Origin of the sequence: Candidatus Nucleicultrix amoebiphila FS5 (assembly GCF_002117145.1) — a bacterium.
Taxonomy (GTDB): Bacteria; Pseudomonadota; Alphaproteobacteria; order Caedimonadales; family Nucleicultricaceae; genus Nucleicultrix; species Nucleicultrix amoebiphila.
The window spans coordinates 1355935-1381882 of record NZ_CP008743.1 but is presented as its reverse complement, the minus strand read 5'-3'; the positions used below and the strand labels follow the sequence as shown (position 1 = coordinate 1381882).

The window sequence follows — 25948 nt, the reverse complement described above, 5'->3', positions numbered from 1 at the left end:
AGCAATAATCAACATCAGCGGGTCACAGGTTCGATTCCTGTAGCGCCCACCAAGGTAGACGAGGGTTCACAGCAGATTTAGACTTTCCCGAAAAACAGTTAGGTAGCATATAGGTAGTAGTTTATTTAAATTCACGTATTCTTCGTTCACAACGATTTTGAATGAGTTTTGCGACAGCCGTCGAAACCGGATGATCCATTACAACTTCTGGAAGCTTAGACAGAATCATTTGAGCGAGGTCAGGAACACGCCGTTTTACGAACGGTTTAGAGAGGCCCGCTTCTTCAGCTAATTCCTCAAAATGTTTTGGTTGGATTTTCTCAGAAAGATATTCATCACCAATTTTCATGGCCATTTTTTTTGAAAGGGTCGGATAATAATCGGTACTCAATATATCATATAGAGGTGCTAGTCTTGTATTTGACGTCGTTAAATTATAAAGCAAAGAAAAATTTTTCCCATGGGCGTCATGATTCCCGACAAGAAAATTAAAAATGACGGCATCTAGTAAACGTTGAAGATCAATTACTGGCGCGCTAGACACCTTTCGCAATATTTCAAAGCATTGCTTTAAAGAAGGCCCTTCCTCACTTTGGTATTTTTTTTCTGGAACAATACCCAAAGCTTGGCAAAAATCCTCTTGATGCAATCGTATTAATTGGATTAATTCAGGATTTATACGAAGCATCATTCTGTCATAACGTTCTACAATAAGATAATCTATGTCTTCTGCACGACCAATTTCTATTTTTGCAGTTGAAAGACCTATTGCATCAGCGAGCCCCATGCAAAGAGCTTCATTAAAAACCGTCCCCTCAAAGCGCTCAATCGCTGGCTTTAGTATATGTGTACTGGGTGCTATGCCATGAGGTATAGAAATTTTGTCATTCAAAATGCGTACAGCGACTTTGTCTTGTACGCCCGCCAGGGAGAGTCGAATGTCTTGCTCACCAGCCATAAGTGGTCGATGAGGTAATTCTCTTAGGATTTTTGCTAATTCTTGCTCATTTATTTCCTGATAATTAAAACTCGTTTGTAGTTTCTCGCCGGAGGGTATGAATACAACAGCTCCAGCGCACTCTCCTCCTATGCGCTCTAACATGGAAAAATCATTTTCAGAACTAATGCCTAAAATAGTAGCAACCGTTTTTCTCATGCTTTGCTCTGGTAAGATGCCTGCAAAAAAACCGCGACATTCTTTAGGTGAAAAACGATCTTTGCGCAAAGGTAAAGACTGAGATAAAGGAATGGCGTTGGGGTTCTCAAGCCATATTTCCGCATAAGAAAAGAGCATTTGGCCGTGATTATCTTGGATGAGATTTCCTACGAACTTATCTTCTAAATAGACATCCAGTGATTTTGCCATGTCTTATTATTCCTTATTTTGCATTAAGCTGGGGGAAATAATGTCATATCTATTCCAAGAGTGTATAAAACGGTTAATACCTTACTCAATTGGCAAGTCGGTTTACCTTTTTCCAACTCAATAATAAAGCGTAGCCCTGTGCCAGAAGTAAGTGCCAATTCCTTTTGTGTCACTCCAAGCCGTTTACGTGTTTCTCTAACGAGTTTTCCAATTTGCTCAGTTGTATATTTCATGGCTTCTCAATATATTCCCGTACGGTAATATTATGATAAAAAGGCCTCTAATTCAAGCGAAATATTACCGTTCGGGATTTTCTTCTCGAAATTGAACGAAATACGTCAAAATATTCCCGATCGGGAATATAGCGTGAGAATAATTTAGACGTAAAAGCAGTAATTTGAAACAAGTTATCTTTAATATAGGAACAGAGTCGTATTAACCGGGATAAAGAATCAAAATCAGCGGGTCACAGGTTCGATTCCTGTAGCGCCCACCAAGGTAGACGGGGGGTTGTTTCACGAATTCTAAAAGCTTCAAAAATCCTTCGAGATACCCTGGACTTTTGAACTGATGCTAGAGCAATAAATTCAGATCAATTCGATATAATTGAAGGATGTCGCTTAATTCACTCTTTATGGACAGAGGTTGGCTTAGATGAAAGTGATGGCTATTACTTTTTAAAGCCATTGATTCTGAAACTGAAGCCTTTCCTAAGGGATCTCTAAGAAAGAATTTTGCTGATGAGTATCTTCAAAAATTGGATGAAGAAAAAAAGAATACTTAGAAAAAACGGCTGAAAGTATTAAGAAAATTTGTAGGGAATTAATTAATAAATACTCAAATTAAAGGAATTAAGTGACTTCTTCTCTCCCCTCTGAAACTGCAAAGATACTTAACTAAAGGACGATAATGGGATAAATTCTTCATGGCTACCAGAAACTAAAGAAAAATTAATTGATAAGCCGCCATGCCTCCCATACCAAAGTTCTCGAGAACACTCACCGTACTCAAAGGAACATTAAGAACAGTTCCTAAGCATGCGCACTTGGGCTTTTGTCCAGAGTAGACGCTCTTAAGGACACCACTGCCGCTCACTGTCATCACCACAACAGTGATCCAATTAATTAAAAAAGGATCAAACTTTATAAGATAGGCTATTCCTAAACAGAATTCTATAAATGGATAAGAAAATCCGTATGCTCGCAATCGTTTTGTAATCAAATCGTAGGTGGAAAAACCATTCACAAAACCCTTCAGATCAAAGAACTTAAACAGGGCTAAGAAAATGAAAAAATAGCCCATAAAAGAGTCCATAAAGTGATGCACTGCAAAGTCGCTATGGAGCGCTGATAAGAAGCCACAAAAGAGGAGGATGATAATAAGAGGCTTATAAGTTATGCCTATTTTCACAAGCGTCTTAAGAGGGCCTGGCTCAGCTCTTTCTTCAGGAGCCAGGTGACATTTTAGTGATTGAGATTGTCTATCCATAAGTTTTTTTCAGTTAGTCAAATCTTTTAATAAGGGTACGGATCTCTTCAATTTTTTGTTTTTGCTTCGCCTGATCGTTTTGATGAAAAACATCGGTCACACAATGAGAAAGATGAGTATCTAAAATTTGTATTTCTAGATTACGGACTGCAGAGCGAACCGCGTGTAACTGAGTTAAAATATCAGGACAATATCGTCTCTCTTGAATCATCTTTTTGACACCTGCAATCTGCCCTGCAATACGATTTAGACGGGGTAATTGTTCATCATGAGAAGGATGGCCCTTATCTTCACCTTTTTGACGCTTCATAGCTCTTCAATTCCTCTACTCAATTTCTACATCACGCATATACCCCATTAGGGTATATGTAAAGAAAAAAGAAGCAATCCTCCACCACCCAAAGATATACTCACCTCGCCGATGAGCCTCTGAGAGCCGCAGCGGCGTTATTTGGGGAAAAGATTGAAAAGTTAGGCTTAAAAGATCCTCGTTGACATCAGCTAATCCGCTAGTTTTGGAAAAAGTTTTCTTCTCTGCCATAAGAAATAAATAACCGGAACAACGATCATTGAGAAAAGAGGTGCAGTGATCATGCCGCCAATCATAGGCGCTGCAATGCGCTGCATCACTTCTGAGCCTGTACCATGTTCGAACATGATTGGGATAAGGCTTGCTAGAATAACTACAACGGTCATAGTTTTAGGACGCACGCGAAGAACGGCACCTTCTGTAATGGCAGAGAGAAGATCTTTGAGATTCTTAAGCTTTTTCTGCTTTCCATAGTTTTCTATACTGTGATCAAGATAAATGAGCATCACGACGCCAAACTCTGCAGCAACGCCCATTAAGGCAATAAAGCCAGCGGCAACAGCGACTGAAAGATTGAACCCCAACACATACGTTAACCACAGTCCTCCACTGAGTGCAAAAGGAAGTGAAATAAGAATAATCAAAGGCTCTATGAAATTTTTAAAGGTAACCCAAAGAAGGAAAAAAATAATAAAGAGGGTTAAAGGCACAATAAGGATTAATCTTTCAACAACCCGTTCCATATATTCATATTGCCCTGCCCATGACAAAGAATATCCTGAAGGAAGTGTGAGTGCTTTTGTTAGAATCTCCTTTCCTTTTGCAATATAAGAGCCAGGATCTTTTCCTCCTATATCAACAAAGATCCAACCCGAGGGACGTGCATTTTCTGTTTTTATTTGCGAAGGTCCATCTGAGATAATTTGTATATCTGCAATTCTGCCTAAATTAATTACTGAACCACTGGGGGTGAGGAGCGGAAGGTCTTTAAGTTTTTGAGGAGAATCTCTGAGCTCCCGTGGAAATCTTATATTAATGGGGAAACGCTCAAGACCATTGACTGTCTCAGCGATGTTTTCACCCCCAATTAGATTATTAATAATTGCACTCACTTCATCAATATTAAAGCCATACCTTGCAGCCTGAAGTCGATTAAGAACAATAGTCACATATCTTCCCTGGGCATTAGGCTCTGAATAAACAGAAACGGTTTGAGGAAGAGATTTGAGAAGACTTTCAATCTTTTTGCCGAGAGAATCAATCACTTTCAGATCTGGCCCTGAGACTTTAATCCCTATCTGGCTTTTGAGTCCTGTAGAAAGCATATCAATGCGATTACGAATGGGCTGCACCCAGAGATTCACAAGTCCAGGGATTTTTACTGTTTCATTGAGGACTGCAATTAATTTTTCATAAGTCATGCCTAAGCGCCATTCTTTGGGATCTTTTAATTGCACAACGGTTTCGAACATCTCAAGAGGCGCTGGATCTGTCGATGTATCTGCCCGACCTGCTTTACCAAAGACGCTTTTTACCTCAGGAATCTTTCGGATCAATTTATCTGTCTGTTGGAGAGTTTGTGCTGCTTTACCAATGGATAACCCTGGAAAAGCACTCGGCATATAGAGAACATCTCCTTCTTTTAAAGGCGGCATAAACTCAGATCCCGATTTTATCAGAGGATAAGCAGTTAAGGTCATAAGAGCAAAGGCAGTCAAAAGAATTGTTTTAGGATATTTAAATATCTGTCCTATGGCTTTTTCATAAAGAATAATAAAAAACCGATTGAGAAGGTTTTTACGTTCCGAACGAATGTTTCCACGGACAAAATAGATCATTAACACAGGGACAAGGGTGACAGAGAGTCCTGCCGCTGCAGCCATTGCATAGGTTTTAGTCAGTGCAAGAGGCGTAAACAAAAGGCCTTCTTGAGCCTGAAGCGTAAAGATCGGAAGAAAGCTCACGGTAATAATCAGAAGACTAGAAAAAAGCGGAGGGCCAACTTCTTTTGTGGACTCAAGAATTAATTTGACATGATCTGTAAATATTATTTTTTCTGAAGCATGCTTTTTCCGCCATGCCTCTATATGTTTATGGGCATTTTCAATCATCACCACAGCCGCATCTACCATAGCACCGATAGCAATCGCAATGCCGCTTAAAGACATAATATTGGCATTAATACCTTGATAATACATAATGATAAAGGCACATAAGATTCCGAGGGGCAGCGTTAAAACAATGACCAAGGTTGAGCGGAAATGCAGCAAAAAAATAAGACACACCAAACCTACAATAAGACATTCTTTTATAAGAGTTGATTTTAATTGATCGATTGCCCTTAAAATTAACTTTGAACGATCATACGTTGTAACAATTTCCATCCCTGAAGGCAGACTTTTTTTAAGACTTTCAAGTTTGTCTTTTACGTTCTTAATGACATGAAGAGCGTTTTCTCCAAAGCGCATGACAACGATGCCTCCAACCGTCCCACCTTCACCATTGAGCTCAGCAACACCTAGACGGACTTGAGGCCCAAGTTGAACACGTCCTATGTTCTTAAGAAGGATAGGCACTCCTTCTTTACTTATTCCTATGGGAATTTCTTCGATATCTTTGATGGATTGGAGATACCCTGTTCCGCGAATCATATAATCCGCCTCCCCCATTTCGAGGACAGAGCCACCACTTTCTTGGCTGGCATTTTGAATGGCTTGTTTAACCTTGGAGGGAGAAATTTTAAGAGCAATCAGTTGATAAGGGTCAAGAATCACTTGAAATTGCTTGACCATACCGCCTACAGTGGCAACTTCCGCCACACCTGGAACCGTGCGAAGGTCGAATTTTAAAAACCAATCTTGTAACGCTCTTAGCTGCCCAAGGTCATGCTGTCCTGTGCGATCAACAAGAGCATACTGATAGACCCACCCCACACCAGTGGCATCGGGGCCAAGCTCTGGTCGTACTCCTGAAGGAAGCTTACTGATCGCTTGATTTAAATACTCAAGAACACGAGATCGAGCCCAGTATAGATTGGTTTTTTCATCAAATACCACATAAACAAAAGATTGCCCAAAATAAGAAAACCCTCGAACGGCTTTGACTCCCGCCACCGCTAACATTGTAGTAGTCAATGGGTAAGTGACTTGACTCTCAATCACTTGCGGTGAACGTCCAGGGTAGTTTGTTTTTATGATTACTTGTACATCAGAAAGATCAGGGATGGCATCTATGGGGATATTCTTGGTGGCATAGATTCCCCACACCATCAGAGAAAAAGAAAAAAGCAGGATAAATACGCGGTTTTTAATGGACCATTCAATGATATGTTCAACGAGAAATAACATTAATGACCTTTGTGCATATTGAGAATAGGGGTGTCTTGAAGAGTATCAAGACTCGAAAGTCTCTCAAGGCTCGCTTTTAGATTGGATTCTGAATCGATAAGAAATTGACCTGAAGTGACTACTTTTTCACCTCCTTTTAATCCCGCTAGGATTTCCACATCCTCTTCTGTTTCAATGCCCGGCGTAACGAGACGAGGAGAAAAGCGACCTTCCCCTAACGACACAATAACATAATTTTTGGAAGTACCATAAATAAGAGCTTCTCTTGGGATGGTCAGAGCTTTTTTAGGAGAAGTTAAGATCCTTGCATTAACAACCATATTGGGCCTTAAAAACCCCTCAGGATTCGGTAAGAGAACGCGCACTTTAACTGTACGAATAGATGAGTTTGCTTCAGGATAAACATATTCTATTGATGCACGCCAGATTTTTTCTGAAACATCGGGAATGCGAATTTCGACCGTTTGTCCCGCTTTAAGAGAGAAAGCCTCTTCACCAAAGATTTCAAGGATTGCCCATACGGTCGAAAGATCTGTGATTTTTAAAAGTGTATCCTCTGCCTTCACTTGTGATCCTTCTCGAACGTTTAGCTCTGAAATGACCCCATCCATAGGAGCGTAGAAAGGGATTGTGTCTTGGCGTGATTTAGTCGTCGTAATGTTTTCTATTTGTCTATCGCTTAGGCCTAAAGTTTTAAGGGTGTTTTTCAAAATCCTTACATTCCCAGATTTATTCTCCTGTTTTAAAAAGGTAAGATATGCTTGCTGAATTTGAACAATGCGTGGAGAATAAAATTCGAGAAGAGGCTTATCTTTCTCAACAACTTTACCAAGCTCATTGGCATAAAGTTTTTTAATCCACCCATCCACACGACTCGTGACGCTCGTAATGTTGTCTTCTTTAACAGCAATTGAGCCATAAGCACGTATTTTTTGAAAGAGTGTTGATTCTTTTACTTCTGCAGTTCTTACGCCAAGCGTATTGGTAATTTGGGGATCAATGTGAATCTCGCCTGGAGACAAAGAGGGTGATTTGCTTTCTTCCGCGTAAACAGGAACAAGCTCCATTCCCATCCTGGATTTTCCTGGTTTATCATACCGGATGGTAGGTTCCATAGCATCAATCCAATAGAGGATCTTTTTTTTCTTTTCAGTCTTTGAAGAAGTTATGTCCCTCGATTGAGAAGGAGAGGATGAAACTTTTACTATGTTAGAAAACGTTAAAAAGATAACAAAGAAAGCAATGAGATTTTTAGGGAAAATGTTACTCATCTTGATTTCAAATCCCGCGTTATATTTTGATTTTTATCACATAAATATATTAATTAATATTTAATTATGGTCACAATATCACTGTAGCCTTAGATCACTCTGCGCAGAGTCCTCACCTATGATTTTTGAGGATTTGCAATAACACCTACCAACTCCCACCAACACGCACGTGTCTCTTGTTATCCTCCAAAGATCTTGAGCCAGGAGAGTCATTAAGTTGTTCTTAAGTTTTGACGGCTACACTTACTTTAGGATCAGGACTTACGAAGCGTGAAAGACCTATGGCAACGGCACTTGCAATCCAAGGCATTGGAGGGATGAACAGCTTTTCAGCTGGCTTTTTGTATCATTTGCGTCAAGAAAAGTTCAAACTTCAAATTATCTTTGTAACGAGTGGCGCTATACTCTGTCTCTATGACTTTCTCTCAGATGACCCAGAACCCCCAGGAATAGGACATAAAAATTCTTCCTTTTTATGTTATTTAATTTTTAGACAGAATTCTTAATAAACAAGAAAGCTTCAACAGATTTTAATCCCACTACATATATAAAAAAGATGTACGCTATAAAACAAAGATAACCCATAAAAATAAGAAGACCATCCTCTTCTAAAATCCCGATGCTAAAAATAGCAAGCAATCCTCCAAAAATAAAATTACTAAAAGGGATAGGCAGCATGAGCAAAAAAGCTAAGCAAAGAATAGTTATGCCATTTATAATTTCTGTGATGCGGTAAGTCATAAAGACCCATCTTGGTTTTGAAAAGCGCTCAAATCTCACAATATAAGGGAGCACGGCAGAAATAATCCTAGAAATTTTTGAATGAGAAATTGTCTTATTTCCAATGGATTTTGGTAGCCAAAGAGATTTCCTCCCCAAAACCATTCCTAATGCAAAAATAACAATAGGCAGACTAAAGATAACAGCAACTCCAGGTATAGCGAAAAATGGCAAAAGACTTGGTAAGGAAAAAAATAATATGGCGACCCCAAATGCGCGGTCACCTAAAGTCTGCAAAATATACTGATAGGTTAATTCTCTTTTCAAAATTTTATTTTTCACAATCTCCATGAGAATCTCAGAAGAACGTTTAGGGACTGTTTTATGGTTTTTATTCTTCATGCAATTTTTCTAGTCTTTTTCTGTATGAGAAGGTTTATTCTTCAGCCCTTTGTATTAAGACTTTATCAATTCTTTTGCCATCTAGATCAACAATTTCAAATTTAAATCCATCCCAATAAATACTTTCCCCTACCTCTGGGATCCGCTTAAAATGAACAAGAAGAAAGCCTGCGAGAGTGTTAAAATCTTCTGCTTCAAAAGCGCGGACAATCTTTGTTTCAAGAAGATCTTCGATATCATCTATAGGAGTTAATCCATCACACAACCATGAGCCATCTTTGCGCCGAGTAATTTCATAAGGTTCTTTTTCTTGAGATCCTGGGACATCCCCTACAAGGGTTTCAAAAAAGTCAACAAGAGTTATAATTCCCTGCATGGCACCATATTCGTCGACTACTATACCAAGATGAGTTTTATATTTTTTAAATTGTTCAAGCACCTCAAAGCCAAGAGAATCTTCCATTACACAAGGTGCCTCTTTGACCAATGATTTTAATTCAAAAGAATGTCCTTTCATTTGAGGAATTCTCCCGGATTATCCATAAGTTGATGAGCGACTCTTGCGCCTTTATTTGTTTTTGCCATGTGACTTATTTTGTTTCGATTAGATGAAACAATGGCAAATTCAGTCATCGCTAAAATACCATTTGCGATAATTAATAAAAAGATTATACCGAGATCTAATAAATACACGTAAAGCCTTTTATTTTGAATTTCTTATAAATCTATAGGTAAGCCTTCTATAGCGCAAGACATAGATGGGGAACGATTGAGGCTTCAAGAAAGAGCGGGATGACAGTTTAATGACACTTTTAAAAAGCATTCACCGAACCTAGTCGTCTTGAGGAGAGAGTTTCCCCAATCGATAAAAGTCCTCCTGTTCACTCATACAAACATCAAGATAGCTTTCTTCTCCATCAGCTCTCTTCTCGATGTAATATCCTACAATATTGGCCATTTCTTTATGGACTAGGAGCTCATTCTTCCACTCAGCCGAAGCCAAGGTTCCGAATAATCGAGTGCTAATTGATTGAGGCACAGCGTGATGATGGGTGATCATGATATTTTTCAGGGTTGAGAATAATGTCTCTATCTCAGTAATGCTATCCCAATGATAGAGAGCTCTTACAATGTTCCCAGCAGACGTTTTTCCTCGTATGCAAATTCCATGACAATGAAAAAGACTTTTTGTTTCAAGCAAAACTGTTGAAGATCTTTTAAAGGATGGAACAGTTTTTTGAGGCTCTCCAAAGATAATTTTGGTCATTTTGCCGCGGCTATAAACGACTCCTTCATCCTGATCAGCTTCGATCGTTTTGATTTCATAAGAGGCACGCAAAAGGGTTTCAAAGAAGAAAAAGACGACTATAAACAACAAGTATGAATTTATAGCCTCCTTATAAAAACGTATCGTTTTAAACATGTCTCTTAAAAAACCCCTCATCCTAACAAGATGGAAAGGTATATAGTATCTGAGACATCGTTGTCAATTTCTGCTTTTAGCCAAGATTTCTGTTGCCATAGAAATGGCCCTGCCAATAAACTTAATCATCCCTTTCGTCCCGACTCCCGCACAAAACTTTTTATGATAGTTTTTAACTCCAGCAAGTCTGCAGCACACTCGTCGTCATTAAGCTCATCTCTTCTCAATCTTTTTTCGCGCCATTTTTCGGCTGAGGCAAAATCTTTTTTATAATGCATCAATGCTTCAGCTATCTCACATATATTTATTGCCCTGTTATAAGAAGAAGGAGTCTTCCCAACAAGGGTTACAAACGCTGCTAACACTTGTTGATCAAGCTTAGCAATTGCTTGGGGCGTTTGGAAGTCTTTGAGAGCGTCAACAGTTTGTAGATAGTCTTTCACCTGCTCATCAAGATCACAGAGACGGTTATAGGCCTCGCGCGTAGAATACTCTACAGCTTTGGAAAAGAATGCCGACGCCTTGTCCAGATTACCCACTTTGAGATAGCTTTGCGCGGACTGAACAAAAGCCATTAAAAAATTTTCAAATGAGTAAGACCCACAAAAATCTTTCTTCATCTCATAAGCATGCTCTAAGAAAGTGACGTACGCCTCTCGTAAAGACGCAATCTTTACGTGATCTTTTTTCTCCTCTTTTTCTAGAAATTGAGCATAAGTTAAACAAATGTTCGCTAAATTTAACCAATCTTCTACTGAAAGATCGTCCTTAAAAACCTCATTCAGCTTGAGAGGAAAGACTGCTTTGTGACATTCTTCAACAATCTGCATTCTAGGAAAATTTTCACTTACTATCAGACCCTCGTCACACATATCATCTGTCATAGTTCGGCTAAGAAGCTGGAGGAAGTCCTGCGCATTTTCTTTGGATACTGGGAATTGAGTCACGTATTTCTCAAAAAACATGCGCCATAGAGCTTTTATCTTTTCTTCGTCTGCATCTAAATCGTCAGTTTCATCCAATAATAATTGATAAGTAATTTTAAGATCCGGCACTGTTATTTTACCTTTGCGAAGGTCAAGCATACTAAAGGCCATCTCTCGTATACTGGTAGACGTCCTTGCGTCTCGATTGTGGCGCTCAGTCCAATAAGATGTATCGAATAGAGATTCTAAAGCATCTATCGCAGAGTTATAAATTGTATCCCTAATACTAACATCACCGAGCACTAAACTTTTCAAGAAAGACAAAACAGTCTCTTGGAGAGGAAGACGTTCTTGTTCTTCTTGCAAAGATGGATTTGTAAGACTAACAGAGCTTGTTAAGCTTTTTAAAGCGTTTGTAAAATGATTACATGCGTGGGCATAATAACTTTTGTAAATTTCTTTTTTTAAGGGACTCGATTTACTAAGATCAGCCCATCTTAGATACATCTCACCAAGTCTTCTCTCGTACTCTCCAACTTTTTGGTGATGGTTAAATTCTTTTTCTGGATTGATCTCTTCATTACCGTTTGCTTCCCCATTGTCTATGAGGCTTTCCTTAGAGTATTTTATTAACAATCTAGTGTCTAGTATAAAGAAATCAAAAATACGTTCGATCATTTCCAAACGTTGAGCAATAAGAGATTTAACAGTTGCCTTATAATACCCAGCGCTATCACAAAATTCCCGATTAAGGATTTTCATCTGTGCTTCCGCTATATTTATGAAACGCTTATAGTTAAACAAAAGAGTTTGTTCAAATTTTTCAAGGTCTTCAGGCCGTTGACGACTCAATGAAACAGAATCATTCTGCACGATTTTTCCCATGGCTCTTAGCATTTGGTGCAAGTACAAAGCTGGTTCATTAGCCCCCAAAATGTTTTCCATTTTTTGAGCAGATACTTCATGACTGAGAAGCCCAAGACGCCGGTCCATCGTAAATAATAATTCATCCTGATCCTTATTAGGATCCGTGAGATAAGAAGCGATCAAAAAAGGAGGCAAAGCGCTGAAAGGATGGGCATTTAAGCGCCCTAGAATTGAATTCTCTATCGCAAAAAACTCCGCTTCAAAACAATGAAGATCCAAAAAACAAGCAATTTGATAGGGAAGAAATAGTGCTAGCCTTCTTCTTAATTCACCTTCCGCTGCCTTTTGCTTATCGTAAGCTTCAAGGCTTTTATTTTCAGACGCTCTCAATTTTAGATATTCTTCATAGAACATCTTAAACTCCGGAGTAAAATCAACTTTATTTTTCGTCACATCGTAAGCAAAAATTTTATCTTTATGCAAAACATCAAAACGTTCGCTAAAGCACGCTTTCCTCAAAAGATTTTGACCGTCTGCCGTATGACGATTTCGATAAAATAAATCCTGGAAAAATCTTTCTTGATCAACCTCAAGTGTCTCTTCATTGATAAATCCCTGAATCCATCGGATAACTAACTTCGGTTCTTGGGGAATAAAAAGTTTAGGTTCCCCTGAAATACCGTGCACTCTTTTGCATACTTCTCTCAAAGCCCAAAACGTTTTAAGATCTGAAAAATATAAAATCTCGATTAACACTTCATTAGGAAGAATCAAAAGCTGCATCTCATTTTCTTGTCTTGTTTTTTTTAGGTCAGCTGTGGAAATTTCTTCTATATCTGCGTCCTCCCTCACTTTCGTTCTTTTGGGTTTTGACTCTTTGTCCTGACTTCCCTCATCCTCTCTCTTGCGTTTAGCAGAAGATTCGGTACTTCCCCCTAAAAAGTTGTACAAATGTGGGTCGATAACGGGCTCTGTCTTTTCTGGCACAGAAGAATTTTGAGCTCTCTTTGGGTTTGGAGAATTTTGGTTTTCATCACCATCCATTGTATTCGATGCATGAAGGAAAGAAAAAGAGAAAACAAATAAAAATAAAAAAAGGATTTTATACATAGAAATTACTCTAGAAAATTTTCGCAAAAATCTCTCATAATTTAAAATCTATAAATTGTCAATTTGTTTCTATATATTATATAACACAGAAATAATAAAGGAGATTTTTTGACAATCCCCTATAAAAAATGATTTAAACAACCTTTATTTTTATGAGACTTGGGTCACGGAGTTGCGCCCAGTCAAGCTTAAACTTTGATTACCAATTGCTGCTAAAGATTTAATGCGATTGAGAAAGGTGATTGATGAATTTATTCCTATATAGCGCGCTTGGGGTATCTGTCCTCCTCATTGGAGGACTACTATGGAGACTCTCTTCCAATCGCCACAAATTGCCCTGTCCCTCTTGGCTCGCATGGCTTGTTGAATTAGACAATCCTTTTGCACATGCTCATAAAGCTTCTTCAATCATCGAAGCACTGCCAATTTTTGACGGCATAAAAATCCTCGATATTGGATGTGGTCCAGGCAGAGTTGCTTTACCCTTAGCCCAAAGAATTGCTGAAAAAAACGGCTGGGTAACAGGCTTGGATATTCAACACAAGATGATTGAGAAAACGCAAGCCAAAGCACAGGTGCTTGGGCTCACGAATATTGATTTCATTCATGGGGCGCTTGATACAATCAACCTAAACAAGAACACGTATGATGTCGTTCTTATGGTTTGCATTTTGGGTGAAATCCCCGAAAATGAAAGGGTTACCGCGCTGACAAGCCTTGCAGACGCCGTAAAGCCAAATGGGATCGTTTCCATCACAGAAACCATCTTTGACCCTCATTTTCAAAAAACGCAAACAGTCGTCGACTTAATGAAGAAGGTTGGCTTTGTTCAAAAAAAGTTTATCGGAAACAAGGGTGCGTACACCCTGCACTTTGAAAAGCAAAAATCTTAGGGTTTTCTAAATCGCTTTTAAAACAGGAAACACCACTTATAAAAATTTTTTCTCATTTTAGCTTTTCAAAAAACTTCTGAGCTTATTTTTCAATATTAAAAAATAACTTCTATTCCACTGTAGCTCTTATTTTTCTCCTCTAAAATGATAATAGAGATCGCAAAGACAGAGGAGAGTGACTATGCCTTATAAGACCCTTTCTGACTTGCCGGAGCCTGTAAAAAAAAATTTACCTATACACGCCCAAGAAATTTATAGGGCCGCGTTTAATAATGCTCTAGAAGAATACAAAAATCCCAAAAGAAGACGAACGTCTTCTTCAACACAAGAACAGGTAGCGCATAGGGTTGCCTGGGCCGCCGTTAAAAAAAAATATCAGAAATCTAATGATCATTGGATTTTGTCCACACGAGAAAACATACCATAAAGTGACCATCTTAGATTTAAGAAATGAACAACAAAAGGAGGAGAAAACCATGGTGACAAAAGTTGGATTACAACAAGATATCTTTGATGCGTTAAAAGACTTAATAGAGTTAGATCTCGATGCGATCGAAGCCTATGATGCCGCTCTTAATAGACTTGAAGACACCTCATACAAAACAACAATGAGCAGCTTCAAGGATGATCATCATCGACACGTCAAAGAGCTTTCTGATTATCTTATCAAGCACAAACATCAACCCCCTCAAAAAGGAGATCTCAAGAAAATTCTCACGCAAGGCAAAGTCATTATTTCTGAATTATTTGGAGACAACGCCATCATTGGTGCCATGAAAAGCAATGAAGTAGACACAAAGACCGCCTACAAACGGATGTTGACCTATGACGGAATAGACGATGCTCTCAATGAAATTCTTCAACGTGGCTTTAATGACGAACGGCGACATTTTGCATGGATGGAAACTCACCATGACAAGAGTTTCGACTAAAGTTTAATGCAGATCGAAAGAGAGAAAAAACGTTTTTAAATAAACTAGTCCTCTTTTTTTGAATGATCAATGATCAAACCGTGACCACTAAAAAAGGCATTAACTTAAAAAAGGAGAAACAAATGATGACCCTAAAATTAATACGCAATATTTCTTTTATATTTCTTGCTTTAAGTCTTGTTAGTCAAGCAACAGCAGGAACGGTTAATGTCATTAATGAAAATAAAAAAAACCTTAAGATACGCATTAAAGCAGAAGGCGATGTCATTAGCGAAAATCTCGCCTCCTATGTCCAAATTATTCCTGGTGAGTATTTGTATTCTTTCAAAGTAGATGCAGGGAATCTGAAAGGAAAGACTCTTTACTCTATTAAAGGGGATACCAATCCATTTACGATGGGAGACACTTGTGAGCATTTAAGTGTGTATGAAGATTATCGTGTAACCTTTATCAATGATACTGCAGGAACAACTTGTGTCGCTGATAAAATAAAATAGTGTCGGCTGCAACGTTATGCTTTTGCTAAGGACTCTCCGAAAAAAAATCGGGGGGTCCACTCTGAAGAGCCTGCGCTTTTCTCTGTGCAATATGAAACTTCACTTATGATGAGAACCAAATATAAAAAATCTCAACCTTGAGGCAAGGCATGCACAATAAATTAAAATTCTTCCTAAGACCTCCCCAAAACGATGAAGATAAGAACATAGCCTTTGATCAGTACAAGATACTTGTGGAGTCCATTAATAAAAGCAATGAGATCAGGGAGGCTTCTAATAATTTTTGGACGACAGTGAATGCATTAGGAATCTCTGCTATTGCTTATATCCGGGATAATCAAAGTGTTGATTCCTACCATAAACCCCTCGTCCTTTGGGGTATGATTGCGTTGGGCATTATTTTGTGTGTGTCCTGGATCAGTTATCTTGGCACTATAAAAAAAACGATAGACATCAGAAACAGATTACTTCTGGAAATTGAGAAATTCTTTCCTTTTCGACTTTTTACCATTCTTATTTTACAAACAGGTCGTCAAAAAGGCAAAAGGTCTTTAACGACGAAAGAAACCATCATCCCCTACTTATTCATAATATTTTACGCTTCCTTTGGAATTTTTATATTTTTATACCCGTGAAAAGGATTGTCGGATGTCGAAGATAGTATTAGCAACCAGGCGTGTTAATTAAAGATATTGAGATAATTTAAATTTTCCTCATTTTTCAACTTAACTTAGGATTTTCTATCGTTTCTTCTATTCTTAGGGAGACGCAGATGAAATCATTCAATACTAAAAATAGACTTAAGACTCTCATCGAAAACAAATCTTTTATCACACGCTTTTTTAAAAAAAACCTTAAGAATTATACAAAACATAAAGATTTAAATCACGTAAGGTTGCTCGCTCTTCTGCAGCCTTTATCTTTAACTGTTGGCTCCATCATGAAAAAAACATCTCAAAAGAGATTAAGTCAAGAAGACACCAAAAACCTATTTAAACTCAGCAGAAACATCCTCATTGCCTTTGTTGAAGAGGCGCCTGTCGCCATAGCCTTAGTGAATAATAAGCTAGAGTACATAGAAAAAAGCGCGCTGTGGGACAAGATCATGAAAAACATCTTAAGGAGCAACGACACTCAAAACTCATCTTTGCTGGATGATTTTGTGCATCGACCACACTACTGGAAAAGCTTATTTGACAAGGGGTTAAAGGGGAACGTTTTAACAAGCGAACATGAAAAATGTATCATAGAAGATAAGACTTTTTGGCTACGTTGGGAGATTCATCCTTGGCATGAAACACCTAAAAAAATAGGAGGTCTTATGCTCTTCCTTGAAGATATAACTAAAGAGAAAAATATGGAAATAAATTGCTCTATATTAAAAGCTAAAACTGAAAATCTAGAAAGCTTTGTATATATGTGCCCCCATGATTTACAAAGTTATACCAGAACAATCAGCATATTCTTTTCTCTCCTCGTTAAGCATCAAAAAAAAACCTTAGATAAAACTGCACAAAAGTATATTTCATTTATATCCACTGCCCTAGACAACATGAAGTCTTTGATTCAAAATTCTTTAAAAATGTCCACGTTAAAGAGAGAAAATCTGCAAAAAGAACTTTTTTCATTACAAGATCTTATCCTTGAAATTCTCAAGGATTTGAGCCCTGATATTACTGCTAAAAACGCGAAAATAGAGACGAGGAATTTGCCTGAGATTTATGGGGATCGCGCTCTTTTAAAAAGAACTTTTCAAAACTTAATTATGAACGCCTTGAAGTTTTGCGACACCACTCCTCAGATCACCATAAACTCTATAAGAAAAAAAAACTTTCACATAATTTCCTTAAAAGATAATGGTATTGGCATACAAGAGGATGATCAGGAAAAGATTTTTACAAACTTCTATCGTGGGAATGTGGGAAGCGTGGGAGGATCAGGCTTGGGGCTAGCCTTTTGCCGTAAAGTTATTGACTATCATCAAGGTAATATATGGGTAGAGTCAAAAGTAAACAAAGGATCCACTTTCTATATAAAGCTTAAGGCTTGACTTAATGTCATCCCCTAAAATTCACATACAACATATTCACTGCACTAAACCCCGTTGAAAAATAAATAAGCTTACATAAAAAACTGTCTCTACTAAACAAATCAGAAACTATATCCAGATGAAATAGCCCCTGACATAACCAAAAAACAATTCCCAGAAAAACAAGGCATAACGAAATTGTATCAATCATATTGTGACTTAATGATAAATATCGCTTGTTTTTTATAGACATCTATTCCTCTTAAGACTGGCCTGTTAAGTATATTTTTTATTATTCATTTCACATCCTTATCTTGCATAAGACGCATTGATTAAGAAATTTGAAAAGTTGTTTCTAATTAAACTTTTCAAGCAAGTCCTTCCGTATCAAGCTGAAGATGGTAATGCGTTGTTTCATCTATTAGAAACAGTGGAGGCTCCCATGGTTACTATAACGCAAGCTTATAAAAAACAAATTTCTCGAAGAATAAAAGCCCTTTTGAAGAGATATTTTTCAAATCACCCAAATTATAAGTAAGGGAATCAAGGCGACCCAATAACAACACCATATTATTTCGTTGTACTTTATAAAGATAATCTACGGAAGGAATAGGCTATGAATAAGAAGAATCGCATATTTATATCACTCTTGCTGATCAGTATAAGTGTAAGCGCTTGTCAGGAAAGAAGAGCAAGTGAGATAGGAGGCGAGATCACTGGAGGAGCAGCAGGCGCTCTGATTGGAGCACAAATTGGTGCTGGCACAGGACAAATAGCTGCAGCCGGCGTAGGTGCAGTGATCGGTGCTCTTGCGGGCGGAGAGATTGCGAGGAGCAGTTATGAGACTTCTCAGAAACCCCAGAATGAAGGAAGAATAACAACAGGAATTTCGCCTACCCCTCAAAGAAGAGCTTTTTACTGTCCCCAAAGAAAAAAATTAGCGCCTGAACATCTTAGGAAAGGTGTTTGCTACCGTGAATATACTCACAGAGTAGTTATTGATGGAAAACTCACAAAAGTGCATGGCACAGCTTATATGAAAAAAGATGGGTCTTGGCATATCTATAGTACAGCTGATTAGGTATCCTTACACATAAGAGCGCTATGTCAAATAAATCTCGACAGGATTATGGTTTGGTTTTGCAAGGCCTCGACAGAGTAATGCTGGCTGCGAAAATCAAACCTTCTCTATTTTATTGAATAACCTCATTACATTAAACTTAATCTAGGAATCAAAAAAAACTATAAAATGGACAAAAATCAGCAAATCACTGCAATAAATGCATAGATGATTCTTTATAGAAGAAGATATAACCTTAAGGAGGCAGAGGGAGTTACAAAATGGTCAGTTAATTACACGGGTTGATATAATTTCATATTCTATGAATTGCTCATTGACAGAGATGCCAATAATTTCTATTAAACCTTAAAAATTAGATAGGAATTGGAACACTTTAATATTTTTGAGAGTGAGAACAAATGACAAAAATAAGTACTCCCAAAATTCTTTACAATAAGTTTCCTTATAAGAAAGGGATAGATCTTCACAATGAAAAATTGCGAAGAATTATTGAGACTCTTCCTGTCTCCATGGTAGTTTTTGATAAAGATCTACGCTTTGTTATTGCGAGTGATCGTTTTTTTGAAAATTCACCTCTTCAAAAAGACAAAATAAAACCCTTAGATCACTGGTATAGCATCGTTCCAGATATGCCAAAAAAATGGAAACTTATCCATCAGCGTTGCTTAAAAGGAGAAAGTCTTAAATGTGATGAAGATCCATTTTATCGCAAAGATGGATCTATAGAATGGTGGCGCTGGGAAGTCGTCCCTCTTTATGAAGCAGATAAAACAATTGGTGGATTGATTCTTTATGCTGAAAGCATCACTGAGCAAAAAACAACAGAAAAGAATTTAAGGCAAATGTTGAGACGTCTTAATGAATCAAACAATGGTCTTTCCAAATTTGCTCATGCTTGTGCTCATGATCTCCATGCACCTTTGCGCACGATGTCTAACTATCTTCAGCTTTTGCACAAAAACTTGTTGAACGATAATCGAAAGACTCAAGAATATTATCAAGTCATCATGAAAAACGCTGAATATATGAGCACCTTGATTCACAAAACCTTGCAGTATTCCAATGACTCCCAGGAGGAGATTTCTAAAACTTGGTTCGAGATGACAGACATTGTAGAAAACCTTTTGATTATTCTTAATGATGACATTCAAGCTAAGAACGCTAAAATCTCGTGGGAGAAATTACCCAAAATCTTTGCAGATAAAGTACTGATATATCAAGTGGTACAGAACCTTGTTCTCAATGCGCTTCACTATAACGATTCTAAAATTCCTATCCTTAAAATATTTTTTGAAGAGAACTCAAACCATTGGACACTGGCATTTCAAGATAATGGCCCCGGAATTAATAAAATTAACCTTTCTAAGGTTTTTCGAGCCTACCACCGTGCAACGCCAGAAAAAAAATGTGATGGGTTAGGTCTTGGTCTTTATAAGTGCAAAAAAATTATTGCGAGCCATGGAGGCAGAATGTGGGGAGAATCAGAATTGAACAAAGGAACAACTTTTTATTTTACCCTTCCCAAGGGAAAAGAGGATTTTTAAAAGTTTCTGAAATTTTAGCAATACGGACAGGCTTGATTTTCAACGTTAAGTGACTATTTTCCACTAAAAGATGCAAAGTAAATTCTTTTTCTAATATAAAAATGCACTTTAAAATCTTAATAGTCCTATAGTGGGCTGAACATAACTAAGGACAGAGAATGACCAATAAGTTTTTGTCAGAAAAGAGTACAGATCACCTTGATATGTACTTAGGAAGAAAACTAAAGGAATTTAGACAAAGGGTACATTGGACACTTAGCGATCTCGCAAGTCGTGTTAGTTTATCCCATCAACAAATTCACAAATATGAGCAGGCACAGAGCAAAATATCGGCAAGCATGCTTTATCAATTTGCCCATGTCTTTAATACCAATCCAAATTCCTTCTTTGAAGGGTATCAACCCCTCGATGTTGATGAAAAAGTCGATACAAAAGATTTAATCACTGGCAGTAAAAAGAAATCTGTGAATCTTTTGCTTGTTGAAGATAACCCTGGTGATGAATATCTGGTTCGCAAAGCACTTTCCAACACTGAAGATGCTTTTAATATATACCAGATGCATTCAGGTGAAGATGTGTTGGATTTTCTTAAAAACAGACAGCTGCACCCTTTTCCTCGCCCGGACATCATTTTGTTAGATTTGCATCTCCCCGGCATTAGTGGACACGATGTTCTAAGGGTAATTAAGCAAGATCGGGATATGCAAGAAATTCCAGTGCTTGTTATGACAAATAGCTTGAATAAAATGGATCTCATTAAGTCGTATAAAAATTTTGCAAGTGGCTATATTTCTAAATCTTTTGAATATGAAAAATTTGAGAACTCTTTGTTAAAAGCCTTAGACTATTGGGTTGAAGCCGTTATCTTGCCGACTTCTGATTAATCTCAACAGAGAAATTTATTCCCCTTTTCTCCTTATTTTTTAACACCATAACAAGTACGATTTACTCACGAGGTTACAAAAAGAAAGCGCCCAAACGCGCATATTTTCAGTAAATAGGAGGGAGTGAACCATGTCTATTTTAAAAAGACTACGAGAAGATTATTCTTCATTATTCGAGACCTTGAACAAGGTCAATTATAAAGCTTACGGCAGTCACTTAAAATATGAGGAATCAAGAATCGCATGGTGCGATGAATTAAAAATTGGATTACGCATTCATCAATATATTCAGGACGATATATTTGATTCTTTTTTAAGTGCTCAAATCTCCAATGAAATAAACAAAAAACACATACTCCTGAACTATCAATTAATTGAAAGAAGTATTTGGGTATTAGAGAACGAAAAACTCACTGCCCATGATTGGTATAAAAAAGCATTACTTTTAAAAAACTTAACTGTTGAGACACTTAACGTCGAAAAGGGCATTGTTCTTGATCTCATAGAAAATACGTATGATGAGCAAGAACAACAAAAAATTGGCTGGAACTACACACAAACAAAACTCGATATTTTTTCTCAATGGCTTTGCATTTAATGATCGTTGAGCCGGCTAAGTTTTTTGCACAGGAGCATGAATTGAATGAATAAATCTCACTTTTCTTGGTATACGAGACCCTATTTTCGTATGTTCTATGAGAAATATATGATGGTCGTCGGACTCATCGGCCAACTTTTATTTTATCTGCAAGCGATTAAAATTTATCACACACGATCAGCGGAAGATCTTTCTTTAACAGGCTTTTTGATTGCATTTTTTTCACTCATAAGTTGGCTTTTTTACGGCATAATTTTGCGCAATAAAGTCTTAATCTTCGTCAATATTACCGGCAGCTTTGGTGCCCTACTTGTCGTTTTACTCAAAATACTTGTCGACCATAAAATACTTTAATTTTTTCTATAGTATCTATTTTGCTCATTTGAATGAAAAACGAGGAATGAAATGATGTTTAAGAAAATAGTTTTAACAACCGATGCCCATCATGCCAAAATTTATTCTATAAAAGGCCTGAAAATTACCTCCTTAATCAAAGAATTCTCCGCTCCTTCTCGTCAAATATGGAACAATAACACTTCGCGGGATAATTTTTATCATAAAGCAAGCACCCAAAGTCATTTTCTTGATCCACGCACCAAGATTAAAGAGGCTTTAGAAAATGATTTTGCGACACAAATTTCTAAAGAGCTCAAATTATTATGTCACCGCTTGCCCTATGACGCCTTAATCGTTTTTGCAGAACCAAAACTCATGGGAAAATTGAGAAAGCACGTAAACAGACAACATATTAAGGTAAAAATATTTTGGAAGTCTCAAAACCTTTGTCACCAAAATGAGCATGAAATAGAAAAGCATCTCCTTAACCTTAATCATCATAAGAATTAAGTGAAAGTATTTTGAGAAAGAAACACGCGCAAACCCCTTGGGGGACTGACCAAGGGGTTTGCTCCGTGCAAAACAAATCTCAAACAAGAGCGATCCTCATAATCTTTTTAGAAATATTACTGATGTTTCCTCTCTAAGAGGATTAAATCTTAAAAAACCCTGCATATTTCTTTCTTTAACGAAGGCAACCTTGGTTACATAATTTTGCCCCGTAAACCGATTGCAACTTTCTATCATGTGCTCGGGTGAATTGTCTTCCTGACTTTTATGAGTTAATGCTCTCCCCCAGGCATGGGGGACGATATTTTCGTTCGCTATAGGATTTTTTCCAGCCAGACTTTTTAACCTTCTGATATTTTTGATTCTTGCGGTGCTACCAGCCATTATTTCCTCCATTTGTTTAAGGGTGTACTTTCTTACAGTCGTCGTTTTTATTTCTTGGTATTACAGTCATTTTAAGACGCTCAAAAAAAGGAAAACAGTTTAATAAACAGGCGTTTTTCAATAGGAATATATTAAGGAGACTTAATTTTTACAGTATGACTTTATTGTTGGAATTTTCTCTAAATGTTCTTCTTTCCTATTAAAAGTTTCTAAACTTAACACTTTAGTATATTTCTTTTTGCATAAAAGTTATTGACACGTTGGAACGAACGAGGATAGCTTTTCATTTTTTTGACTCAAGGGGACATATGCAATTAGTTCATATAAAACACATAGTGCTTTCGATGGGACTTCTCGTTTTCTACTCTGACGTTTCTGCTACCTGCTTATACGAGAAAGAAGTGGACACACCAAAAATAGGGGGAGGCCTACTTACCACCAGGACTGAAGAGACCGAACGACACCAAGATAAAAAAATAATTAGAGAAGTGATTATTGAAGAATTACCAAGCGATTTGAGCGATGCGCGCATTGAAGTGATTTTACCTGGCCCCAATATTATCAAATGTTCTTCTGCAGGCGGTAGATTCGAACTTCCAACTCCGATTAATGCCCATGAGCCGTATTCTATAATTTGGAGCCAATATCCCCGTTTTGATGGCAAAGAGCGTTATGGCTATCAAGAGACTCAACAAAATTTTGAGATAAAAGGGGCTTTAGCTTTTTCGAGAGAAGATAAGGAAAATGTCAGGAGTAGCATTGCTTTGATACACGGCCCTCTCTTTCATGCAAAAAACGTCAGTCAAGGGCTATTAAGACATAGTCCGTATAAAGATTCCGTTCATTTTGATCAAATCTTATCTCAAAAGACGATCGCGATCCGAATCCATAAAGATCCAATATTCAATAGATACATGTTTTTAACGAGATTGGTGTGATTGATATAATAAAAATTAAATACATTTAATGTAATTAAATTGTTTTTTATTTTTTATATATTGATAAAAATGTCAGATTATTAAATATATTATTTAAAATAATAATAATATACATCTCAATTTCAATATATTATTGCTTTCAAAGCAAGACTCAATAAGAGAGAAAAATCATATTTATGATTGACTTCAGAATGTAAGCATCTTAAGTTCTCACCATGAACACGTCGCCGAGTTTGAGCATATTGCTCCGGCCTTTAATCACCCATCCAGTCTGTGTGCTTTTCACCCAGACTGCGGTAGCATTGGAACCAAACTTCTTGACCACCCCTTCAATATTCTCTGCCATCAAAAAATTAAGCTCCCTTCTTACTCGAGATGAGAAATGGAAATGTATAGGGATTATTGGGTTTGCAGTATGTACGTCTATATTAGAAATCACTACTGCTGCTGTTGTCATTATTTTTGCTCAAACTCTCAATCAAACTGAAGTGGGACAAAAATATTTGACTAGAGTGGGTTTTGAACCCCACCTATCGCCAAGTCAAGTCGTTCTATATATGGCTATCAGTTGTGGAGCTGTATATTTGATCAAAAATTTTATTGCTGCCGCAGAAATATTTTATCAAAATTTTTCTATCCAAAAAATGAATTATAATTTTAAAAGCAGGATCCTCTATCGTTACGCACAATCAGACTATGGCTTTTATTTAACTAGGAATTCATCTCAAGGTATACAACTTGTGGGAAGTGAGGCTGATTATATTTTCTCTGCAGGCATGATTTCTCTGGCTACGGTTTTCTCTGAAACGGTCGTCTTTTTATTTTTAATTATGATGGTGGTGTATATCAATCCATCATTAGCGATTTTCATTTTTATTATTGGCGCTATTTTAGGAACTTTAACAAGCAAGTTTATTCTTCCTCAATTTTATCATTGGGGTCAAAAACTACAAGAAGCTGGATTATTTTGCACCAAACACTTACAGCAATTCTTTCATTCATTTAAAGAAATAGTTTTAACTGGCAAGCAAAGAGAATTCATTGCTGCATATGAAATACATTCATTAAAGAAATCAAAAATACAAGCCATCTATTCTGCCACGAATGCACTTCCTCGTCTATTGGTTGAAACTTTATTTATTGGACTGCTTGTTATTACTGTGTCTTACTTGTGTTTAAAGCATGAAAGTCCAATGCAGCTTTTGGGCACTTTAAGTGGTTATCTGTATGTAGGATTTCGTCTGATGCCAGGACTTAATCGTATCCTTTCTCAGTTAAACCTATTTAAATCCGCGGCTTTTTTTATTGAAAGAGTCTATACTGAATATCACATATCAATTCTTAAAAGACATTACATTGATATTCCGCAATTTCACTTTAAAGAATCTATTTCTTTTAAAGACGTTTCTTTTAAATATCTTAATACGGAAAGAGAGTCACTTAAAGAAGTAAATTTTGAAATCCACAAAGGTGAAAAGATTGGAATTATTGGTGAAACGGGATCGGGTAAATCAACTCTTATAGATACACTGTTGGGTCTCTTAACACCGCATACCGGCTCAATTATGATTGATCATCAATTTCCAGTGAACTCAAGCCAATGGCATAGCGTAGTGGGTTACGTGCCTCAATCAATATATTTGATAGATGATACAATTGAGGCAAATATTTCCTTTGAACTAAACCCTACAGAGATAGATTATGAACGCTTAAATCGGGCAATTGATGATGCTCAGTTAAGAAGATATATTGACGGTTTACCAAACGGATTAAAAACAATTGTAGGCGAGAGAGGCATTCGTCTTTCTGGTGGAGAGCGTCAACGTATTGCTATAGCGAGAGCTCTTTATAGGAATCCGGAAGTTTTAATTTTTGATGAAGCAACATCAGCTTTGGATAACAAGACAGAAAGTAAGCTCATTGATACCATTAACCTTCTAAGTAATGACCATACTGTCATTATGGTTGCTCATAGACTCTCTACATTAAAAAACTGTGACAGGTTATTCGAGGTTAATAAGGGAACCTTGACCGTACTAACGTCACACAAGCAAAACCTCTTGAAATCCTAATCTTTGCGACTTAAGAATGA

The 25948-nt window shown here is 37.3% G+C and carries 28 protein-coding genes; 15 read left to right on the top strand and 13 right to left on the bottom strand.

From position 1 onward, the window contains the following. Positions 1–121 precede the first annotated feature (121 nt). The 6 genes from GQ61_RS06845 to GQ61_RS06820 all read right to left on the bottom strand — a co-directional run bounded on the left by GQ61_RS06845 (position 122) and on the right by GQ61_RS06820 (position 7782). Positions 122–1366 carry a type II toxin-antitoxin system HipA family toxin gene (locus GQ61_RS06845; RefSeq protein WP_085784614.1) on the bottom strand — a complete coding sequence of 415 codons (1245 nt, stop codon included), beginning with the start codon at positions 1364–1366 and terminating at the stop codon, positions 122–124. A gap of 23 nt (positions 1367–1389) precedes the next feature. Next, a complete protein-coding gene (locus tag GQ61_RS06840) occupies positions 1390–1599 on the bottom strand; it encodes a helix-turn-helix transcriptional regulator (protein WP_085784613.1) in 210 nt (69 codons plus the stop codon). A 706-nt stretch (positions 1600–2305) separates the two neighbouring features. Further along, complete coding sequence (locus tag GQ61_RS06835; protein ID WP_085784612.1) at positions 2306–2854, bottom strand: MauE/DoxX family redox-associated membrane protein; 549 nt, start codon at positions 2852–2854, stop codon at positions 2306–2308. A gap of 13 nt (positions 2855–2867) precedes the next feature. Beyond that, positions 2868–3164, bottom strand: coding sequence for a metal-sensitive transcriptional regulator (locus GQ61_RS06830; protein ID WP_085784611.1), 297 nt, complete (start codon positions 3162–3164; stop codon positions 2868–2870). Positions 3165–3355: 191 nt separating this feature from the next. Next, positions 3356–6511 carry an efflux RND transporter permease subunit gene (locus GQ61_RS06825; RefSeq protein WP_085784610.1) on the bottom strand — a complete coding sequence of 1052 codons (3156 nt, stop codon included), beginning with the start codon at positions 6509–6511 and terminating at the stop codon, positions 3356–3358. Continuing rightward, complete coding sequence (locus GQ61_RS06820) at positions 6511–7782, bottom strand: efflux RND transporter periplasmic adaptor subunit (RefSeq protein ID WP_085784609.1); 1272 nt, start codon at positions 7780–7782, stop codon at positions 6511–6513. The genes GQ61_RS06825 and GQ61_RS06820 overlap by 1 nt, the downstream gene beginning before the upstream one ends. A 230-nt stretch (positions 7783–8012) precedes the next feature. Here GQ61_RS06820 and GQ61_RS06815 point away from each other — a divergent pair, with 230 nt between their 5' ends. Then, positions 8013–8288, top strand: coding sequence for a hypothetical protein (locus tag GQ61_RS06815; RefSeq protein ID WP_085784608.1), 276 nt, complete (start codon positions 8013–8015; stop codon positions 8286–8288). Here GQ61_RS06815 and GQ61_RS06810 read toward each other — a convergent pair. From GQ61_RS06810 to GQ61_RS06790, 5 genes are all read right to left on the bottom strand, one after another. Further along, positions 8272–8904, bottom strand: a complete 633-nt coding sequence (locus tag GQ61_RS06810) for an exopolysaccharide biosynthesis protein (RefSeq protein ID WP_085784607.1) — start codon at positions 8902–8904, stop codon at positions 8272–8274. The two genes, GQ61_RS06815 and GQ61_RS06810, sit on opposite strands and share 17 nt — an antisense overlap. Before the next feature lie 34 nt (positions 8905–8938). Further along, positions 8939–9421 carry a transporter associated domain-containing protein gene (locus GQ61_RS06805; RefSeq protein ID WP_085784606.1) on the bottom strand — a complete coding sequence of 161 codons (483 nt, stop codon included), beginning with the start codon at positions 9419–9421 and terminating at the stop codon, positions 8939–8941. After that, entirely contained in the window at positions 9418–9597 is a 180-nt protein-coding gene (locus tag GQ61_RS09450; RefSeq protein WP_085784605.1) for a CNNM domain-containing protein, read from the bottom strand. Before GQ61_RS09450 ends, GQ61_RS06805 begins: the two co-directional genes overlap by 4 nt. A gap of 139 nt (positions 9598–9736) precedes the next feature. Next, the gene (locus GQ61_RS06795; protein ID WP_157111168.1) at positions 9737–10327 is read right to left on the bottom strand and encodes a hypothetical protein; all 591 of its coding nucleotides are present in this window, start codon (positions 10325–10327) and stop codon (positions 9737–9739) included. A 125-nt stretch (positions 10328–10452) separates the two neighbouring features. Then, positions 10453–13230 (bottom strand): hypothetical protein, encoded by a 2778-nt coding sequence (locus tag GQ61_RS06790; protein ID WP_085784603.1) that lies wholly within the window; start codon positions 13228–13230, stop codon positions 10453–10455. Positions 13231–13475: 245 nt separating this feature from the next. On the opposite strand from GQ61_RS06790, the gene GQ61_RS06785 reads away from it, so the two are divergent. The 6 genes from GQ61_RS06785 (at position 13476) to GQ61_RS06760 (ending at position 17602) form a co-directional block, all read left to right on the top strand. Then, entirely contained in the window at positions 13476–14123 is a 648-nt protein-coding gene (locus GQ61_RS06785; RefSeq protein WP_085784602.1) for a class I SAM-dependent methyltransferase, read from the top strand. Positions 14124–14304: 181 nt separating this feature from the next. Beyond that, positions 14305–14550, top strand: a complete 246-nt coding sequence (locus tag GQ61_RS06780; RefSeq protein ID WP_085784601.1) for a ChaB family protein — start codon at positions 14305–14307, stop codon at positions 14548–14550. A 49-nt stretch (positions 14551–14599) separates the two neighbouring features. Beyond that, a complete protein-coding gene (locus tag GQ61_RS06775; RefSeq protein WP_085784600.1) occupies positions 14600–15055 on the top strand; it encodes a DUF2383 domain-containing protein in 456 nt (151 codons plus the stop codon). A 122-nt stretch (positions 15056–15177) separates the two neighbouring features. Next, positions 15178–15552 (top strand): hypothetical protein, encoded by a 375-nt coding sequence (locus GQ61_RS06770; protein ID WP_085784599.1) that lies wholly within the window; start codon positions 15178–15180, stop codon positions 15550–15552. A 149-nt stretch (positions 15553–15701) separates the two neighbouring features. Then, complete coding sequence (locus GQ61_RS06765) at positions 15702–16187, top strand: RipA family octameric membrane protein (RefSeq protein ID WP_085784598.1); 486 nt, start codon at positions 15702–15704, stop codon at positions 16185–16187. A 137-nt stretch (positions 16188–16324) separates the two neighbouring features. Further along, positions 16325–17602, top strand: a complete 1278-nt coding sequence (locus GQ61_RS06760; RefSeq protein ID WP_085784597.1) for a sensor histidine kinase — start codon at positions 16325–16327, stop codon at positions 17600–17602. A gap of 7 nt (positions 17603–17609) precedes the next feature. Here the strand turns inward: GQ61_RS06760 and GQ61_RS09445 are convergent, their stop codons facing one another. Next, positions 17610–17792: a DUF378 domain-containing protein gene (locus GQ61_RS09445; RefSeq protein WP_408606996.1), complete on the bottom strand. Its 183-nt coding sequence runs from the start codon at positions 17790–17792 to the stop codon at positions 17610–17612. 405 nt (positions 17793–18197) lie between these two features. On the opposite strand from GQ61_RS09445, the gene GQ61_RS06745 reads away from it, so the two are divergent. The 6 genes from GQ61_RS06745 to GQ61_RS06720 all read left to right on the top strand — a co-directional run bounded on the left by GQ61_RS06745 (position 18198) and on the right by GQ61_RS06720 (position 22534). Next, on the top strand, positions 18198–18662 hold the full coding sequence (locus tag GQ61_RS06745; protein ID WP_085784594.1) for a YMGG-like glycine zipper-containing protein: 465 nt from the start codon (positions 18198–18200) through the stop codon (positions 18660–18662). Between the two features lie 398 nt (positions 18663–19060). Beyond that, positions 19061–20206: a sensor histidine kinase gene (locus GQ61_RS06740; protein ID WP_085784593.1), complete on the top strand. Its 1146-nt coding sequence runs from the start codon at positions 19061–19063 to the stop codon at positions 20204–20206. Between the two features lie 158 nt (positions 20207–20364). After that, entirely contained in the window at positions 20365–21090 is a 726-nt protein-coding gene (locus GQ61_RS06735; protein WP_085784592.1) for a response regulator, read from the top strand. Positions 21091–21220: 130 nt separating this feature from the next. Further along, the gene (locus GQ61_RS06730) at positions 21221–21688 is read left to right on the top strand and encodes a hypothetical protein (RefSeq protein ID WP_085784591.1); all 468 of its coding nucleotides are present in this window, start codon (positions 21221–21223) and stop codon (positions 21686–21688) included. Positions 21689–21733: 45 nt separating this feature from the next. Continuing rightward, the gene (locus GQ61_RS06725; RefSeq protein WP_085784590.1) at positions 21734–22042 is read left to right on the top strand and encodes a SemiSWEET family sugar transporter; all 309 of its coding nucleotides are present in this window, start codon (positions 21734–21736) and stop codon (positions 22040–22042) included. A 51-nt stretch (positions 22043–22093) separates the two neighbouring features. Then, the gene (locus GQ61_RS06720; protein WP_085784589.1) at positions 22094–22534 is read left to right on the top strand and encodes a host attachment protein; all 441 of its coding nucleotides are present in this window, start codon (positions 22094–22096) and stop codon (positions 22532–22534) included. A 96-nt stretch (positions 22535–22630) separates the two neighbouring features. On the opposite strand, the gene GQ61_RS06715 is transcribed toward GQ61_RS06720, so the two are convergent. Beyond that, positions 22631–22918 carry a hypothetical protein gene (locus tag GQ61_RS06715; protein ID WP_085784588.1) on the bottom strand — a complete coding sequence of 96 codons (288 nt, stop codon included), beginning with the start codon at positions 22916–22918 and terminating at the stop codon, positions 22631–22633. A gap of 308 nt (positions 22919–23226) precedes the next feature. Here GQ61_RS06715 and GQ61_RS06710 point away from each other — a divergent pair, with 308 nt between their 5' ends. After that, a complete protein-coding gene (locus tag GQ61_RS06710) occupies positions 23227–23856 on the top strand; it encodes a hypothetical protein (protein ID WP_085784587.1) in 630 nt (209 codons plus the stop codon). Positions 23857–24173: 317 nt separating this feature from the next. Further along, a complete protein-coding gene (locus GQ61_RS06705) occupies positions 24174–25928 on the top strand; it encodes an ABC transporter ATP-binding protein (protein WP_085784586.1) in 1755 nt (584 codons plus the stop codon). Positions 25929–25948 lie beyond the last annotated feature (20 nt).

What these genes read in the sequence shown, in the direction of transcription:
- GQ61_RS06845 (WP_085784614.1), bottom strand. Translation starts at nt 1,366, where the DNA reads ATGGCAAAATCACTGGATGTCTATTTAGAAGATAAGTTCGTAGGAAAT.
- GQ61_RS06740 (WP_085784593.1), top strand. Translation starts at nt 19,061, where the DNA reads ATGACAAAAATAAGTACTCCCAAAATTCTTTACAATAAGTTTCCTTAT.
- GQ61_RS09445 (WP_408606996.1), bottom strand. Translation starts at nt 17,792, where the DNA reads ATGATTGATACAATTTCGTTATGCCTTGTTTTTCTGGGAATTGTTTTT.
- GQ61_RS06825 (WP_085784610.1), bottom strand. Translation starts at nt 6,511, where the DNA reads ATGTTATTTCTCGTTGAACATATCATTGAATGGTCCATTAAAAACCGC.
- GQ61_RS06715 (WP_085784588.1), bottom strand. Translation starts at nt 22,918, where the DNA reads ATGGCTGGTAGCACCGCAAGAATCAAAAATATCAGAAGGTTAAAAAGT.
- GQ61_RS06835 (WP_085784612.1), bottom strand. Translation starts at nt 2,854, where the DNA reads ATGGATAGACAATCTCAATCACTAAAATGTCACCTGGCTCCTGAAGAA.
- GQ61_RS06790 (WP_085784603.1), bottom strand. Translation starts at nt 13,230, where the DNA reads ATGTATAAAATCCTTTTTTTATTTTTATTTGTTTTCTCTTTTTCTTTC.
- GQ61_RS06780 (WP_085784601.1), top strand. Translation starts at nt 14,305, where the DNA reads ATGCCTTATAAGACCCTTTCTGACTTGCCGGAGCCTGTAAAAAAAAAT.
- GQ61_RS06725 (WP_085784590.1), top strand. Translation starts at nt 21,734, where the DNA reads ATGAATAAATCTCACTTTTCTTGGTATACGAGACCCTATTTTCGTATG.
- GQ61_RS06735 (WP_085784592.1), top strand. Translation starts at nt 20,365, where the DNA reads ATGACCAATAAGTTTTTGTCAGAAAAGAGTACAGATCACCTTGATATG.
- GQ61_RS06770 (WP_085784599.1), top strand. Translation starts at nt 15,178, where the DNA reads ATGATGACCCTAAAATTAATACGCAATATTTCTTTTATATTTCTTGCT.
- GQ61_RS06805 (WP_085784606.1), bottom strand. Translation starts at nt 9,421, where the DNA reads ATGAAAGGACATTCTTTTGAATTAAAATCATTGGTCAAAGAGGCACCT.
- GQ61_RS06830 (WP_085784611.1), bottom strand. Translation starts at nt 3,164, where the DNA reads ATGAAGCGTCAAAAAGGTGAAGATAAGGGCCATCCTTCTCATGATGAA.
- GQ61_RS06775 (WP_085784600.1), top strand. Translation starts at nt 14,600, where the DNA reads ATGGTGACAAAAGTTGGATTACAACAAGATATCTTTGATGCGTTAAAA.
- GQ61_RS06730 (WP_085784591.1), top strand. Translation starts at nt 21,221, where the DNA reads ATGTCTATTTTAAAAAGACTACGAGAAGATTATTCTTCATTATTCGAG.
- GQ61_RS06710 (WP_085784587.1), top strand. Translation starts at nt 23,227, where the DNA reads ATGCAATTAGTTCATATAAAACACATAGTGCTTTCGATGGGACTTCTC.
- GQ61_RS06840 (WP_085784613.1), bottom strand. Translation starts at nt 1,599, where the DNA reads ATGAAATATACAACTGAGCAAATTGGAAAACTCGTTAGAGAAACACGT.
- GQ61_RS06760 (WP_085784597.1), top strand. Translation starts at nt 16,325, where the DNA reads ATGAAATCATTCAATACTAAAAATAGACTTAAGACTCTCATCGAAAAC.
- GQ61_RS06745 (WP_085784594.1), top strand. Translation starts at nt 18,198, where the DNA reads ATGAATAAGAAGAATCGCATATTTATATCACTCTTGCTGATCAGTATA.
- GQ61_RS06720 (WP_085784589.1), top strand. Translation starts at nt 22,094, where the DNA reads ATGATGTTTAAGAAAATAGTTTTAACAACCGATGCCCATCATGCCAAA.
- GQ61_RS06820 (WP_085784609.1), bottom strand. Translation starts at nt 7,782, where the DNA reads ATGAGTAACATTTTCCCTAAAAATCTCATTGCTTTCTTTGTTATCTTT.
- GQ61_RS06810 (WP_085784607.1), bottom strand. Translation starts at nt 8,904, where the DNA reads ATGAAGAATAAAAACCATAAAACAGTCCCTAAACGTTCTTCTGAGATT.
- GQ61_RS06795 (WP_157111168.1), bottom strand. Translation starts at nt 10,327, where the DNA reads ATGTTTAAAACGATACGTTTTTATAAGGAGGCTATAAATTCATACTTG.
- GQ61_RS06785 (WP_085784602.1), top strand. Translation starts at nt 13,476, where the DNA reads ATGAATTTATTCCTATATAGCGCGCTTGGGGTATCTGTCCTCCTCATT.
- GQ61_RS06765 (WP_085784598.1), top strand. Translation starts at nt 15,702, where the DNA reads ATGCACAATAAATTAAAATTCTTCCTAAGACCTCCCCAAAACGATGAA.